The sequence below is a fragment of the Acetobacterium sp. UBA5834 genome, assembly GCF_002435675.1.
Classification (GTDB): Bacteria; Bacillota; Clostridia; order Eubacteriales; family Eubacteriaceae; genus Acetobacterium; species Acetobacterium wieringae.
The window spans coordinates 104575-119670 of record NZ_DJGY01000069.1 but is presented as its reverse complement, the minus strand read 5'-3'; the positions used below and the strand labels follow the sequence as shown (position 1 = coordinate 119670).

The window sequence follows — 15096 nt, the reverse complement described above, 5'->3', positions numbered from 1 at the left end:
GCTGGTTTTGCTGGCAGTTTTTAAATTGTAAAGAAACAGTGAGAGCGATTGAAAAAGTTTATTATAGAGGCTGTTGAAAAAGACAGCATTTTCAGCGAAATGGATGTTACCCCCGGGGACTGTCTGCTATCAATCAACGGCATGCCGGTCACCGATATTCTCGACTACCGCTATCTGATTGCCGATGATTGCTTAGAGGTGGAAATCGAAAAGCCGGATGGGGAGATCTGGGAGCTGGATATTGAAAAAGAATATGAGGACGATCTGGGGGTGGTTTTTCCCGAAGCAATGATCGGCACTAAAACCTGCAAAAATAATTGCGTTTTCTGCTTTATCGATCAGCTGCCGCAGGGCATGCGGGAAAGCCTTTATGTCAAAGACGACGATGAGCGGCTGTCCTTCTTAACCGGCAACTACATCACCATGACCAACCTGACCCCGGATGAACTAAACCGGATTATCCGCTACCGGATCATGCCGATGAACCTGTCGATTCATACCACTAATCCCGAACTGCGGATTAAAATGCTTAAAAACCGTTTTGCCGGGGATGTGATGCGTTACCTGGAAACATTTTATGAAAATGGCATTTTGATGAATGGTCAGATTGTGCTGGTACCGGATTATAATGACGGCCCCGAACTGGAAAAGACACTTAATGAACTAAAGCGCTTTTACCCGGTGCTGCAGTCGGTGTCGGTGGTGCCAGTGGGCCTGTCCAACCACCGTCAGGGTCTCGCCGAGCTCCGGCTTTTTACCCGGGATGAAGCCCGGCAAACCCTGGCCCTGATCGACGCTGTTCATGGTGAAATGGAAGCCCAGCATGGTGATGGCTTTGTCTATCCCAGCGATGAGTTTTACCTGCTGGCCCAGAGCCCAATTCCAGACAGTGATTATTATCACGGTTTTCCCCAGATTGAAAACGGGGTGGGGATGATGGCTGATTTTAAAACGTCTCTGACTGAGGCCCTGGCTAATTTAAAAACCCTAAAAACCCGCAATCAACCTAAAAAAATCGGGCTGATCACCGGCACTGCCGCGGCCACGTATCTGGACGAACTGGCGACTGCCATCACAGCCGCTGTGCCCGGGCTGACGCTGACCGTTTTCCCAATTACCAACCACTTCTTTGGGGAAGCCATTACCGTCTCTGGCCTGGTCACTGGCACTGATATCCTAGCTCAGCTAAAAAATCAGCTCGCCGACGATCCCTGTGATCTACTGCTGCTACCAGAAAACGCTCTGCGCAGCGGCAGTCATACCCTTCTCGATGACTGGACCCTGGAAAGTCTCAGCGATGCCCTAGGCGTCAAAGTTGCCAGTGTTCCCCTTGATGGTCAGGCTCTGCTTGACCACTGCACCACGTGAATCAGGCCAAACCAATCAGCTAGCAACTATACACCAAACAAAGCGCAAGCACTTTTGTAATTTTCGCAAAATGATAATAAATGAAATGAGGAAGAATTATGCCAAAACCTATCGTCGCAGTGGTGGGCCGTCCCAATGTGGGCAAGTCCACCCTGTTTAATAAATTAGTCGGCGAACGAATCGCCATTGTCGAAGACACCCCCGGGGTAACCCGGGACCGGATCATTGCCGACGCTGAATGGCAAAACCACCACTTCACCCTGATTGACACCGGCGGTATTGAACCCCACACCAAGGATGACATCCTCTTGCAGATGCGGGTTCAGGCCGAGGTGGCCATTGATATGGCCGATCTGATTGTCCTCCTGGTTGATGGTCGGGAAGGGATGACTGCCTCCGATCTGGAAGTCGCCAATATGATCCGTAAACACGACAAGGATATGATACTGGCCGTTAATAAAGTTGACAGTCAGAGCCTGGTAAACAACGTCTTTGAGTTTTACAACCTCGGTATCGGTGAACCGCTGGCCATTTCGGCAGAACAGGGGTTGGGACTGGGGGATTTTCTCGATGAGATCATTAACCGCGTCAAGCGTTATTACGATGAAGACGAGTCCGAAGATGAGCGCCTGCGGGTGGCCGTCATCGGCAAGCCCAACGTCGGCAAATCGACCCTGATTAACAAGGTGCTTGGCGAAGATCGGCTGATTGTCAGCGATATTCCCGGCACCACCCGGGATGCCGTCGATACCAGCGTCCGCTATGATGGCGAAGATTACGTCCTGATTGACACCGCCGGATTACGGCGCAAGAAAAAAATCTATGAAGATATTGAGCGTTACAGCATTGTCCGGGCCATTGCCGCCGTCGAACGCAGTCAGATCGTCCTGATTCTGATTGACGGCTCCCAGGGCGTCACCGAACAGGATGCCAAAATTGCCGGAATTGCTCATAATCGTTCCAAACCATCAATTATTATCGTCAACAAATGGGATGCTGTCGAAAAAGACAATAAAACCATGAAAAAGATGGAAGGGGACATCCGCGATGCCCTATCCTTTATGGACTATGCGCCAATCATTTTCATCTCGGCCAAAACTGGACAGCGCCTGGGAAAAATATTTGAAACCATTGAATTTGTAAAGGCCCAAAGCGCCAAACGGATCACCACCGGAAAGGTTAACGAAGCCCTGGCCGAATTTGTGATGATGAAACAGCCTCCCTCCAAACATGGCCGTCGTTTAAAGCTTTATTATGCCTCCCAGGTGGCTATCAATCCGCCAACCTTTGTGGTCTTTGTCAATGACATGACCCTGGTTCATTTTTCCTACCAGCGTTATCTGGAAAACAAGATTCGTGAAACCTTTGATTTCTTCGGCACCCCGATCCGTCTGTTTATCCGGGAACGGGCCGAGTAACAAGCATCTGATAACAAGTATTTGACCGTTTGCTGGAAAAACTCTGATTATGGTGTTTGTGATCTCGGAACCCAACCACAGGATGGGACAGGTATGCAATATCATGGACAAAGATAAACGATTCACATTTTTATGCTGCATAGACCTTCATTCGTTTGAGGGTCTTTTTTTTGTTGTCTGATGGTTGTTTGGTTGACTTCTCAAAAAAGCAAAAGATCGTTTTAAACATCGCATTTTTGTCATATAATAATAGTGTTGTTAGAAAAAAAGCTTTTGCGGAAGGAGAATACCTTGAATCTAATCGATACTTTTCAAATAACCGAGACAGAGGTCATCACCATTACTGGTGGCGGCGGTAAGACCTCCCTGATGTTTGCCCTGGGCCGGGAACTTACTGCCGCTGGCAAGGCCCATGTGATCACCACCACCGCCAAAATCTGTGTGGCCGATGTAAACCCGGCGCAGCTGCTGATTGATCCGGATATCGATACCATTATAGCCGAAATAAAAAAAGACCCAGCCAAAGAATGGATCATTGGCCGGGAAGAAGTCGCCCAGCAGAAAATTGCTGGCTTTGAGGATGCCGATCTGTACAAGCTTCATCAGGCGCTATCCCCACTGGTAATTATTAATGAAGGAGATGGTTCCAATCGCCGCCCCTACAAATTCTATGCCGACTACGAGCCAGCCATTCCGACCCTGACCACCAAAATCATTCATGTGATGGGAGCTGAAACCTTTAAGCGACCAATCGATGAAACCCTATTTCATCGCTCCCAGCTGTTTGATGGGGAAGAGCTGTTTTTTGATGAAACGGCCTTAAAACGGACCCTTGCAACCTTTTCTCGTACCAAGCTTGATCCCCACTTTGGACCGGCTGTTGATCGCATTCTGCTGATCAATAAAGCCGATGGCGAGCATCTGGAAAATGCACGACAAATGGCCAAAATCGGCAAAATGATTTTTCCTCACTGCTTTATCGGTTCCCTTAAAGAAGGCTGGATCAAAGATTGCAGATGCTAACATAAAAAAGTACAATTTACACTTTTTTATGTTAGCTTGTGGTTCCGATCAGGATGTAAAAACTAGAGCTCGTTATTTCGGATCAGATTAGCCAGATTCTCGACCTTTTCCTCAATTTGAGCAATAATCGCCAGAAATTCGGCATCACTTTTGCCGGTGGGATCATCCAGTCCCCAGTCTTCAGTATGGCGGCTGGGCAGGTAGGGGCAGACGACATTGCAGCCCATTTTGATGACAATGTCAATCGGCGGCAGATCTGTCAGCAACTTGGAGTGCTGGGTCGCTTCCATATCAATACCATAGTGGGCTTTAATCAGGCGGACGGCATCCTGATTGATTTGCGGTTTGGTCTCAGTGCCAGCCGAAAAACTGTCAAAGACATCACTGGCAAATTTCTTTGCCAGGGCTTCAGCCATCTGGCTGCGGCAGGAATTATGAACACAGATAAAGGCAACTTTGGGTTTGTTCATGGGTTTCTCCCTTTTTTATCTAAATAGAATTCTTGTAGGTGTTAATCAGATCGATGACATTTTCCCGGATTTTATAACGCAGATGGCGGGCTTGTTCAAGCTGCTCTTCCTCGGTACCAGTAAAATCAGCCGGATCTTCAAAGGTCCAGTCGAGGACATTCATAGCCAGCGGAAAAACTGGACATCGCTGACCATTCTCCAGGTCACAGACTTTAACGATAATTGAATAGAGACGCCCTTCCTTGAAATAGTCAAACACCGAATTGGTTCGGTTTTGACTGAGATCATAGCCAAGTTCAGCCATCACCTTAATAATTAGAGGATTGATGGTTCCCGGTTCCAGACCAGCGCTCTCGGCAATGAAGTAATCTTTTCCCAAATCATTAAGAAACGCCTCGGCCATTTGGCTGCGGGCGGAATTATGGACACAGACAAATAGTACTTTAATCATATTTCTGACTCCTTGCAACAAAGATTTGACTGTAAGCATAACATAATTAAAGGATGCCAGCGAGATTGGTTATGTTAAATTTTTAAACTGCTCAGAAACTTTTAAAACAATCAAAACACACCCTGAAGCGGGTGCGATGCTTACCGGGTGTTCTGCTGAATGCTTTAGTTTAGCGATTAATATCGTGAGCAAAATAATTCACTCCTGTAATTGCTCAGTTACTGGCTAATATTTTATCAAGGGCCTGCTGAACGTGTTCGATTTCGGCCTCAATATCGTCCAGATTCTGATATTTCTCATTGTGTTTAATATCATAATCGGGAGTCATCACAATTTCGTCATAGAGTTCATACCCCATATCTTCATATGCCATCGACGCACAGGTCGACGGACAGCCATTCAAAGAAATGTATTTTTCATCATCACCGGCCGCTGCAACCTCTGCGAGAATGTTCATGCTGACATGGGGGAGGATGGTGATGTTTTCCTCATCAATAATACCAAAATACTGGGCCACAGTTTTGGTCATCATACTGACATTGCAATGCCCGGGACATGGATAAATTTTTAATTTCATATGCGTTACCTACTTTCGTGCGGTTTATTTAAAATCCAGGGTTTCAAAATATTCTTCAACAGTTTGATCCATAATTTCCAACAGTGTTGTGATGCCTTTTAACTTTACCCGATAATGCATTTCAACCCCAATTTTTTTATTTTCCAGAATGCCCGCTTCACGCAGAATTTTTAAATGCTGGGAGAGATTTGCCTGACTATAATCAAAAGCAGGCAGAAGTTCACAAACACAACGTGATTGATCCAGAAGTGATTTTACTATTTGCAAGCGGATGGGATGACCCAGCGCTTTGAATATTTTGACAGAAAGATCTTCGCTATTCATAATTGACCTCTTTTCGATATTTTTAAACTGATTCCACAGCTAAAAGGGTTGACAACGGAATGGGTTTTATAACATTATAAGCAATCACTTATAAAAATGCAAACTTAATCTATTGCCCTTGACACCCATAACCGAGAGGCGTATAATGAATTCAACCATAAGCATTTAATTATATTATAAACGAGGTGGAAGATATGAGTCAAGAATTACCAGGTTTTATTATGTGTGTCTGTACCGGAAAATGTCCTGGCTTTCAAGCCATGGATATTTGGGATTTCATCAACCAGGTACGGGTCGAGTTGCCGGTGGAATACGCCTTTATTCATCCACAACTGTGCGAAGAAGATGGCGATCGTTTTCTGGCTGATTTTTTAAAGTCCCATCGCAAAGTAATCATTGGCGCCTGTGCCCCCAATATGCAACGGAAAATGTTCAAGGATGCCTTTAAAGAAGCCGGCCTTAATATTGAAGAAGATGCCGTGATGCTGGATATCCGCGATATGACCAACGAAAAAGCCTTTGAAGTGGTGGAAAACAAACTGGAAGAAATGGGATATGAGGTGTAGCCATGAGTGAATCAACTTTTATGGGTGTCGAACGGGATCGGATTGACTGGTCTCCCCGTATTGATTTTTCAAAATGCAACGATTGTATGGACTGTGTGAAATTCTGCCCCCATCAGGTTTTTGAAGTCGATGAGAATGCCAAACCCAAGTTAAAGGTCAAAAACCCCAATAACTGTGTGGTTTTCTGTCGGGCCTGTGCCAAAACCTGTGGTCCGGATGCCATTACCTTTCCGGATAAAACCGAAACCACCAAGATGATCAAAGCCATCCGTAAGGCAGAAAAAGCAGCAGAAAAAGAGGCCAAAGCCAATGAGTGAGTCAATTTGTGTATTGCCCTGTAACGGCCTGGATAAATGCGCCGGGGATCTGTCCCGGCGAGTGGCCCTGGAGCTGGCCCAGTCAGCAGAAGTAGCGCTGATCTGTCCGGTGTTATTAAATCAGAACCGCAGCCGCTACGAAAAAGCCCTGGCCGCTGGCGATTTAACCATCATCGATGGCTGCAATACCCGCTGTGCCAGTAAACTGGCTGGCGATCTGGAACTGGCCATCAAGGACAAAGTCAATGTCAGTGAAGTCGCCAAAACCCTGGATATCAAACTGGGGGTCGACATTCAGGAAAATGATGACACCCGGGCGGTTGTCCAGGCTGTCTTGGCAAAAGTAAATAGTAGTGCCGCTGATCAGGCGGAGTCGGAGTTTATTGAACCGGAAGCGGTTGAGTATAACAGCTTTTCCCATGGAAAATTTATTTTCAAGGTCCCCCAAAGCAATTATTTCTTCAATGAAAACGACTGTTGGGTGACCGTGTCCGGAAAGATGGCTCGGGTGGGGGTCAGTGATTATGTACAACAGAACCTGTCAGACATTCTCTATGTCGACCCGCCGGAAATCGGCGATGAGTTTGAACAGTTTGACGATTTAGGCAGCATCGAGTCCAGCAAAGCGGTGTTTGAAATTATTTCACCGGTTTCTGGTACTGTGGTGGCTGTCAATAGCAGTTTAAATGATGCCCCGGAACAGGTCAACGAAAGTCCCTACGAAAAAGGCTGGCTGGTGGAAGTGAAACTCCGTGATTTTTCCGAAGATCAAGATCTTCTCCACGATTGCCCGGCCTATTTTGAATTTTTACAACGAAAGGTAGCAGAAATCGATGTCTAAAATAAAAGTAATCCCCTGCAGCGGAATTGGCAAAGTATTTGGTTTACTGGCCAGAGAATCGGTATTAATGGTAACTGAGGAAAAGTGTCCCAACGACACCGAGACCCTCTGCCTGGCCCATGTGGTCACCGGTGATGATGAGGTCGTGGCCAAGATTAACGGCAAATCCTGCATCACCATGGATGGTTGTGCCAAATACTGCGCTAAAAAAAGTGTCGAAGAAACCGGCGGCGTTGTCGTTAAAAGTCATAAGGTTCCCGATTTTATGAAAGCCCATCGCGGTGAAGAACATGGTACGGGAACTGCCCTTACTCAAGACGGTTGGAACTATGCCGAAGAACTGGCCGAAATTTTAGCTGACGATGTTAAAGAAATAAAAGGTGGGGGTGACTTGCTATGATAAACAATAAAATTGGGATTATTTCCTGCAGCGGCGAAGAGTGCCTGGGGGGGACCATTTCCCGGCTGGCAGTGCGTAAAATGATGGAAGAACTCAAACCGGGGATGGTATCGACCCTTTGTCTGCCCTTATTTATCGCTGGTGATGGCGGCGAACGGGAATTTGCCGAAAAATATCCGACCATCGCCGTCGATGGCTGTTCCAAATGCTGTGCCAAACGGGCCATTGTAAAATACAGCAATCAGGTTGCCGGTAGCGTCGATGTGACCGAGATTATCGGCGAAGACAAAGCCCTGGAAAAGCCCTTGTCAACCCGTCATCTAACCGACGAACACCATGAGTATGTCAACAAAACCGCTGCTATAACCTGTCAGATCTTTGACGATATTTTAGCCAAACAATAACAAAACCATCATCACAAAAGCCAGATCATTGACAAAAACGATCTGGCTTTTGGGTTAAGATGATTATTTTGGTTTAACGGACTCAGTCGGTTTCATAACCCAGCAGCTGCAGATGGGCTTCGAGGCTTAGATAATTGGGAGCATATTCATCCTCTTTCATCAGGCTACACTGGTTCAGCCGACAGCTGCCTAATATCAGTTTGGAGGCAAAGGCCATGCAGGAACCCTGGCCACAGACCTTACAGCCGATTTTCTTAGGCAACAATTTATAAAGCTGTATCGCACTGGGGCGCTCCCGGGTTTCCTCATTGGGTTCAATATTTTCTCGATTCGACCAGGTGTCATTGATCAGATTATAAATATGATCGATCATTTCATAACATTGGGCTTCATTGGTTAACTGGGTACAGGTAAGATTGCGATCGTGGATATTGATAATATGACTGCCGATCTTATAGGTAAAGGTTTGGGCCGACGGAATATAAAGGCCGGTTTTAATCACCGTATTGAGATAGGGCATGACGTCAGGAACCGGATTGCTGAGCTTCGCCCGAAATTTAATCCGACCGCCCCCGGTGGTGCAGGGTTTGATGTAAATAAGACTGATGGTTTCGAGGTACATTAGTTATTCTCCTTTAAATATGATTTCAAGCCATTAACCAGGGCATCGATATGCGCCGGTTCATTGAAATAGCCAATCCCGATGCGACAGCTGCCCCGGCTCACCGTCCCAATCAGACGATGGGCACTGGGGGCGCAATGTAAGCCAGCACGGATCATCACCTGACATTCCTGATCCAGATAAAAGGCGATTTCTTCGGGGACGTGACCTTCGAGATTAAACGGAATCACGCCAACACTTTTGGAAGAATCCCGGGGACCGTAAATTTCGATTCCCGGCACCGTACTTAACGCATTGAGGGCATAATCCATCAGAGCATCCTCTTTATGACGGATTGTCGCCAGGCCTTCAGCCTCCAGAAACGAAAGTGCGGCCCCCAGACCGATGATGCCGCTGACATTCATGGTACCGGCTTCCAGATGGTTGGGATAATAATCCGGCTGGTATTCATAGGCTGAATCTCCGCCGGTCCCGCCGGAGATAAGGGGATGAATTTCAGCCTCGCAATTGACAACCAGGCCGCCGGTACCCATTGGCCCCAACAGGCTTTTGTGGCCGGTAAAGGCCAGCAGATCGATATTCTGGGCCTGGACATCAATGGGAATCACCCCCGCCGTCTGGGCGGCATCCACCAGAAAAAGCAGGTTCTGCTTGCGGGCTAAAGCGCCGATCTCGCCAATCGGTTGAATGGTTCCCAGTACATTGGAAGCATGGGTAAAAACAATCATCCGGGTTTCCGGCGTGATCGCCGCTTCCACATCCTCGATCGCCGTTTCGCCCTGAGCCGTGGCCGGAACCACTGAAATCGTAATGCCCCGATCCCGCTCCAGGGTTTTCAGACAGCGCCAGACAGCATTATGCTCCAGCGCACTGGTGACGACATGATCGCCAGGTTTTAAAATACCCTGAAGGGCCAGATTTAACGATTCCGTAACGGAAGAAGTAAACACCACTGTTTTGGGGTCGTTGTGGTTGAACAATTTGGCCAGACTTTTTCTGGTCTGATAAACCAGGCCATCGGCCAGAATCGCCTTTTCGTAGGAGCCGCGTCCAGAAGTCCCGCCATTATTGACAATATAATCATAAATCGCATCAGGAACGGCCAGTGGCTTGGGAAAGGTGGTGGCCGCATTATCCAGATAAATATCCATATATGTCTCCTTCTATAATCATTTAATAATATCCTTAGTTATCTCTTTTATCATAAGCGCTAAAAATAAATTCGTCAATAAATTTAACAGGTAGAATTTGGGTTGATTTTAATCGACTAACCACATTATACTCAAAATATTTGGTAAAAAATAACAGTTGACACTTTCAGATGAACCTTATATCATATGATCATTGAGTTATATGAATACATGCAATCACAAAGATCAGAGCGTCAGGGAGAAGTCAATGAAACGCAAACCGATAATTGGGGTACTGCCTCAATACAACGCAATTGAAAAAAGAATTTATATCGCCCCACCCTATATGAATGGCATCCTGGAAGGCGGTGGTTTACCAGTGTTGCTTCCTTTTGCCAAAAACAAGACAGATATTAAAACTTTAGTAAGAGAATTTAACGGTTTTCTTTTTACCGGGGGCCAGGATATCAACCCCAGTTTATATGGACAGCCTTTGTGTAACTGTTCAGATGAGATTTCGCCTAAACGGGATGAGCTGGAGTTAAATCTTTTTAAAGCGATTCTTAAAGAAAACAAACCGGTATTAGGAATCTGCCGTGGAATGCAATTGATCAATGTGGCATTAGGCGGTACTTTAAAACAAGACATCTTAGGGGTAAAGGAAATTGGGATGACCCTACAACATTTTCAAAAGACACCCTTTGATATTCCCGTCCATGAAATTAGTATTCAAAAGAACACCTTACTTCATCAGATTTTAGATAAAGACAAGATCCTGGTAAATAGTGTTCATCATCAGGGAATCGGAAATCTGGCAAATGGACTTTCGTCGATTGCGACCAGTCTGGATGATCTGATTGAGGCGGTCGAGATAAAAGCCTTGGATTTTGGAATAGGCGTTCAATGGCATCCCGAACAGCTGCTAAAAACCGATAGTAATGCAAAAAAATTATTTGCGGCTTTTGTCAATGCGGCGAAAAGCAATCGCAAAAGTTGAGACTCGATTGATAATAGCGATGTATTCAAGTATTAAAAATATACAATGATTCGGGAAAAGGAGGGAATATGAAAATTACAATTATTGGTGCTGGACCGGGTGGCTATGAAGCCGCTATTATGGCCGCCAAGTTAGGTGCAGAAGTGACCGTAGTCGAGAAAAATACAGTTGGGGGAACCTGCCTGAATATTGGCTGCATTCCAACTAAGTCGTTGCTGGCTTCGGCTGATGTTTTGACAACCTCGTTGGAAGCTGAAAAATTTGGGGTATTCAATGAACACACTTATGCGGATCTTAAACAGATCGTTGAACGCAAAGACAAGCTGGTATCCGGTTTGGTTAAGGGAATTGAATTTCTTTTTGAATCAAATGGGGTTACGCTGGTGCGAGGGACTGGCCGACTGATCGATGCCCATACCGTCAGCGTCGAGTTAAACGATGGCGGGCTTGAAACCCTGGTCAGTGATAAAATCCTACTGGCCACCGGGTCCGTCCCGATCTGTCCGGAACTGTTTCAGTATGATGGTGTGCGGGTGATTACCAGCACCGAGGCCCTGTCACTGCAACAGCCGCCCAAATCGATGATTATTGTTGGCGGCGGCGTCATCGGTTGTGAACTGGGACAGTTTTTTAGTCGGATGGGGACCCAGATCACGATTGTCGAAATGGCCCCACAGCTGCTGCCCTCCGAGGATGAGGATGTCGCCAAACAAGTCATGCGGCAATTCAAACGAGAAAAAATAAAAGTCATCACCGCCAACAGTGTGACCGCTGTGGCGGTTTCGGACACTGAAGTCGTGGTGACATTGGCAGATGGCAAAACCTTAACGGCCGAAATGATGTTGCTTGCCATTGGCCGGGCCAGCTTTGCAAGTGGTCTGAATCTGGAAGCATTGGGAATCGCTGCTGATTCCAGGGGGCATATTGAAGTTAATGATCGTCTGGAAACCAGTGTTGCCGGTATTTATGCCGTGGGGGATCTGATTAACAGCCCATATTTGGCCCATGTCGCCTCGAAAGAAGGGATAATCGCTGCCGAAAATATGCTGGGGCACAATAAATCCGGCGCCCATAAAGCGATCCCCCGATGTGTTTATACCGACCCCCAGGTTGCCGCAGTCGGGTTAACCGAAAAAGAAGCGCAGATTAAGGGGATCAAGTATAAAACCGGCAGTTTTGATTTCCGATCACTGGGTAAAGCCCAGATCATCGGGAAAATTCAGGGCCAGGTTAAAATTATTGTCAATCAGGAGGATGTGATCATTGGTGCCACGATTATCGGACCAGAGGCCACCGACCTGTTGGCCGAATTGACCATGGCCGTCCACCTCGGCTTAACGGCTGAAGCCCTTGGGGAGGTGATTCATCCGCACCCGACCCTGTCCGAAGCGATCATGGAAGCCCTTCATGATGTCCATGGAAAATCAATAAATAAAGTTAAGATGCATTTGTGAAAATTTAAAAATATTTATGATGAACAAAAAAACACTTGACATTGTCGTATGAATGATTTATCATATGATCAATAAGACATATGAAAGATCATTCATATAAGAAAGAAGGATTATTATGTATAAGAATTTTTCACCCGATCAGGTTAGCTTAACAAAATATTTATTCTATACCGGCAAAGGCGGCGTCGGCAAAACCTCCACAGCCTGTGCCACGGCAGTGAGTCTTGCTGATCAGGGCAAGCGTGTATTTCTCGTCAGCACCGATCCGGCGTCAAATTTACAGGATGTTTTTGAAACCGCATTAACCGGTCAAGGGGTAACGATTAAGAATGTCCCCAATCTCGTGGTTGCCAACCTGGATCCGATCCAGGCCGCTGAAGAGTATAAGGAGTCAGTCGTTGGCCCTTATCGGGGAAAATTACCCGATGTGGCCATTGCCAGTATGGAAGAACAGCTGGCCGGTTCCTGCACCGTTGAGATTGCGGCCTTTAACGAATTTTCCCGCTTCATCACCGATGAAAAAATGAGTCAAGACTATGATTATATTATCTTTGATACCGCCCCCACCGGACACACCCTCAGAATGCTGCAACTGCCATCAGCCTGGGATAGCTTTATTGATGAAAGTACCCATGGCGCTTCCTGCCTGGGGCAGTTATCGGGTTTGACCGAACAAAAGAAGATGTATGAAAAAGCTGTACGCACCTTATCCGATGGCGACAAGACGACCCTGATTCTGGTTTCCCGTCCCGAACCATCGCCACTGGCCGAAGCGGCCAGAGCATCAAAGGAACTTAAAGAAATTGGGGTGGACAATCAACTATTGATCATCAATGGGGCCCTGGAAAACTTTGACCAATCCGATGACATTGCCACCGCTTTCTATGGCAAGCAAAAAGATGCCGTCAAAAATATTCCCAACAGCTTAAAAACCCTGGATATTTATACCCTGCCATTACGGGCCTATAACGTTGCCGGGGTCGACAACATTCGTCGCCTGTTTACTGAAGACGACGTGATTGAAACAGAGCAAGTACAGAAAATCAGCGATTTGCCCGGTTTGGAAAACCTGGTCAAAGACATGGTTGATTCCAACAAAAAAGTTATCTTTACCATGGGTAAAGGCGGCGTCGGTAAAACCACCATTGCCGCTGCGATTGCGCTGGGCCTTTCAAAAATGGGCAAAAAGGTTTATCTGACCACCACCGACCCGGCTGGTCATCTCAGTGCCGCAACCATGGGCGGGGAAAATATCACCGTCAGTAATATTGATGAAGCCGAAGAACTGCAGAAATACCGGGATGAAGTCATTGGTAAAGCCAAAGCAGCTAACATGAGTCAAGATGACATCGACTATATCATTGAAGATCTGGAATCGCCCTGTACCCAGGAAATTGCTGTATTCAGAGCCTTTGCGGAACAGGTCGAAAAAGCTGAAGATGGGGTGGTTGTCATTGACACCGCCCCCACCGGACATACCCTGCTGCTACTCAACTCTACTGAAAGTTACCATAAAGAAATGCAGCGATCCAATGCCGATATTCCCGATTCCGTCGTCAATCTGCTCCCACGTCTGCAAAATCAGGCCGAAACCGAAGTTGTTATCGTCGCCCTGCCAGAAGCAACCCCAGTTTTTGAGGCTCTCCGGTTAGAAGCCGATTTAAAACGGGCCGGGATTTTGAGCAAATGGTGGGTGATGAATGCCAGCTTGTTGGCCACCGATACCAAGGATCCGTTTTTGCGGGCCAGAGCCAATAACGAACAAAAATGGATTAAACGAATCGCCGAAGATACTAACGGCAATTATGTGGTTATTCCCTGGAAAAAATAACGAATCAGTTTTGACAGATAAAAAACCAACTCAATAGATTAAAATATAAAACAAAAGGAGAAATAAAATGATTATTACAGATGAAGCAAAAGTGGTATTGGAAGAAATGTTAAAAGAAAACGGTCAGGACTCACTCCAGGCAACCCTGCAACAAGGTTGTTGTGGCAGCTCCCTTTATTTTACTTTTACCAATAAAAAAGCAGACGATCAACCCGTTATTGTCAATGGAATTAACGTGCTGATGGACGGCGAAGCAGTGCTTAAAACCAATACGGTTACATTAAAAATAAATGAAGAGGGCAAGCTGGTTGTTGAAGATACAGCTCAGGCTTCAGGTTGTTGTTAATTCAATAAGTTGCTGGGTTAATCAGATAGTATCAAAAGGCAAGTCCTTTTAGAAGGAGAATCAAATGAGTAAAGTAGAAATATATGATCCAGCTATGTGCTGTTCAACCGGTGTCTGTGGTCCCGGCGTCGATCCCGAATTGCTGAGAGTTTCAGCGATGTTAAACGTTCTGGAAACCGAGGGTAAAAAAATTCTGAGGTACGGTTTATCTGAAGATCCCATGGCCTTTGTGGTAAACAAAACTGTTAATGATTTAATTCTTAATGAAGGAGTTGCCGTACTTCCGGTTACCCTAGTTGACGGAGAGGTGAAAAAGAAACAAGGATACCCTTCAAATACCGAATTGGCAACCTGGGCCGGACTTACTGAAGAAGAATTGATGAAGTTGGTTCTCAAAGCCCAAATGGCAACGGTAACCGTAAATAATTAATTTGTTTAAGTGATCGCTTAAAAATAAATCAAAATAGAAGCATAAATTAACTTTCAATGAATAAATATAAAGATGAGATTTTACTTTGCTAAAGGTTGTTTGAACGTTGCTTTCATGCAACCTGATC

Annotated in this window: 19 protein-coding genes; 13 read left to right on the top strand and 6 right to left on the bottom strand. The window is 46.0% G+C overall.

All coding sequences use genetic code 11. The features are described 5' to 3' along the window. The first annotated feature begins 48 nt into the window (after window positions 1-48). The 3 genes from B3F51_RS14530 (at window position 49) to yqeC (ending at window position 3809) form a co-directional block, all read left to right on the top strand. Window positions 49-1368 (top strand): DUF512 domain-containing protein, encoded by a 1320-nt coding sequence (locus B3F51_RS14530; RefSeq protein WP_286947817.1) that lies wholly within the window; start codon window positions 49-51, stop codon window positions 1366-1368. Between the two features lie 98 nt (window positions 1369-1466). After that, window positions 1467-2786 (top strand): ribosome biogenesis GTPase Der, encoded by a 1320-nt coding sequence (der, locus tag B3F51_RS14525; protein ID WP_286947814.1) that lies wholly within the window; start codon window positions 1467-1469, stop codon window positions 2784-2786. 291 nt (window positions 2787-3077) lie between these two features. Further along, window positions 3078-3809, top strand: coding sequence for a selenium cofactor biosynthesis protein YqeC (gene yqeC / locus B3F51_RS14520; protein ID WP_286947812.1), 732 nt, complete (start codon window positions 3078-3080; stop codon window positions 3807-3809). A 62-nt stretch (window positions 3810-3871) separates the two neighbouring features. Here the strand turns inward: yqeC and B3F51_RS14515 are convergent, their stop codons facing one another. The 4 genes from B3F51_RS14515 to B3F51_RS14500 form a co-directional block, all read right to left on the bottom strand. Beyond that, the gene (locus B3F51_RS14515; RefSeq protein WP_148637055.1) at window positions 3872-4279 is read right to left on the bottom strand and encodes an arsenate reductase ArsC; all 408 of its coding nucleotides are present in this window, start codon (window positions 4277-4279) and stop codon (window positions 3872-3874) included. A gap of 19 nt (window positions 4280-4298) precedes the next feature. After that, window positions 4299-4730: an arsenate reductase ArsC gene (locus B3F51_RS14510; protein WP_148637054.1), complete on the bottom strand. Its 432-nt coding sequence runs from the start codon at window positions 4728-4730 to the stop codon at window positions 4299-4301. Between the two features lie 214 nt (window positions 4731-4944). After that, window positions 4945-5307 (bottom strand): putative zinc-binding protein, encoded by a 363-nt coding sequence (locus B3F51_RS14505; protein WP_070371404.1) that lies wholly within the window; start codon window positions 5305-5307, stop codon window positions 4945-4947. A 24-nt stretch (window positions 5308-5331) separates the two neighbouring features. Next, complete coding sequence (locus B3F51_RS14500) at window positions 5332-5631, bottom strand: ArsR/SmtB family transcription factor (protein WP_070371405.1); 300 nt, start codon at window positions 5629-5631, stop codon at window positions 5332-5334. Window positions 5632-5825: 194 nt separating this feature from the next. On the opposite strand from B3F51_RS14500, the gene B3F51_RS14495 reads away from it, so the two are divergent. The 5 genes from B3F51_RS14495 to B3F51_RS14475 are packed head-to-tail and all read left to right on the top strand — an operon-like array spanning window position 5826 to window position 8159. Then, window positions 5826-6197, top strand: a complete 372-nt coding sequence (locus B3F51_RS14495) for a hypothetical protein (RefSeq protein WP_070371406.1) — start codon at window positions 5826-5828, stop codon at window positions 6195-6197. Window positions 6198-6199: 2 nt separating this feature from the next. After that, complete coding sequence (locus B3F51_RS14490) at window positions 6200-6514, top strand: 4Fe-4S dicluster domain-containing protein (RefSeq protein WP_250936069.1); 315 nt, start codon at window positions 6200-6202, stop codon at window positions 6512-6514. Further along, window positions 6507-7355, top strand: a complete 849-nt coding sequence (gene gcvH / locus B3F51_RS14485; protein WP_250936067.1) for a glycine cleavage system protein GcvH — start codon at window positions 6507-6509, stop codon at window positions 7353-7355. The genes B3F51_RS14490 and gcvH overlap by 8 nt, the downstream gene beginning before the upstream one ends. Continuing rightward, window positions 7348-7755, top strand: coding sequence for a putative zinc-binding protein (locus tag B3F51_RS14480; RefSeq protein WP_286947809.1), 408 nt, complete (start codon window positions 7348-7350; stop codon window positions 7753-7755). The genes gcvH and B3F51_RS14480 overlap by 8 nt, the downstream gene beginning before the upstream one ends. Beyond that, window positions 7752-8159, top strand: coding sequence for a putative zinc-binding protein (locus tag B3F51_RS14475; RefSeq protein ID WP_148637049.1), 408 nt, complete (start codon window positions 7752-7754; stop codon window positions 8157-8159). Before B3F51_RS14480 ends, B3F51_RS14475 begins: the two co-directional genes overlap by 4 nt. An 82-nt stretch (window positions 8160-8241) precedes the next feature. Here B3F51_RS14475 and B3F51_RS14470 read toward each other — a convergent pair whose 3' ends face one another. After that, window positions 8242-8781, bottom strand: a complete 540-nt coding sequence (locus B3F51_RS14470) for a (Fe-S)-binding protein (RefSeq protein WP_070371410.1) — start codon at window positions 8779-8781, stop codon at window positions 8242-8244. Continuing rightward, the gene (locus tag B3F51_RS14465; RefSeq protein WP_070371411.1) at window positions 8781-9932 is read right to left on the bottom strand and encodes an aminotransferase class V-fold PLP-dependent enzyme; all 1152 of its coding nucleotides are present in this window, start codon (window positions 9930-9932) and stop codon (window positions 8781-8783) included. Before B3F51_RS14465 ends, B3F51_RS14470 begins: the two co-directional genes overlap by 1 nt. Before the next feature lie 247 nt (window positions 9933-10179). Between B3F51_RS14465 and B3F51_RS14460 the strand changes: the two genes are divergently transcribed. The 5 genes from B3F51_RS14460 (at window position 10180) to arsD (ending at window position 14969) form a co-directional block, all read left to right on the top strand. After that, complete coding sequence (locus tag B3F51_RS14460; RefSeq protein ID WP_286947806.1) at window positions 10180-10908, top strand: gamma-glutamyl-gamma-aminobutyrate hydrolase family protein; 729 nt, start codon at window positions 10180-10182, stop codon at window positions 10906-10908. A 68-nt stretch (window positions 10909-10976) separates the two neighbouring features. Continuing rightward, window positions 10977-12362, top strand: coding sequence for a dihydrolipoyl dehydrogenase (gene lpdA, locus B3F51_RS14455; RefSeq protein ID WP_286947804.1), 1386 nt, complete (start codon window positions 10977-10979; stop codon window positions 12360-12362). A gap of 115 nt (window positions 12363-12477) precedes the next feature. Next, window positions 12478-14193: an arsenical pump-driving ATPase gene (arsA, locus tag B3F51_RS14450; protein ID WP_286947802.1), complete on the top strand. Its 1716-nt coding sequence runs from the start codon at window positions 12478-12480 to the stop codon at window positions 14191-14193. 67 nt (window positions 14194-14260) lie between these two features. Next, window positions 14261-14539 (top strand): hypothetical protein, encoded by a 279-nt coding sequence (locus B3F51_RS14445; protein WP_286947801.1) that lies wholly within the window; start codon window positions 14261-14263, stop codon window positions 14537-14539. A gap of 64 nt (window positions 14540-14603) precedes the next feature. Continuing rightward, window positions 14604-14969, top strand: coding sequence for an arsenite efflux transporter metallochaperone ArsD (gene arsD, locus B3F51_RS14440; protein ID WP_286947799.1), 366 nt, complete (start codon window positions 14604-14606; stop codon window positions 14967-14969). Window positions 14970-15096: the final 127 nt, after the last annotated feature.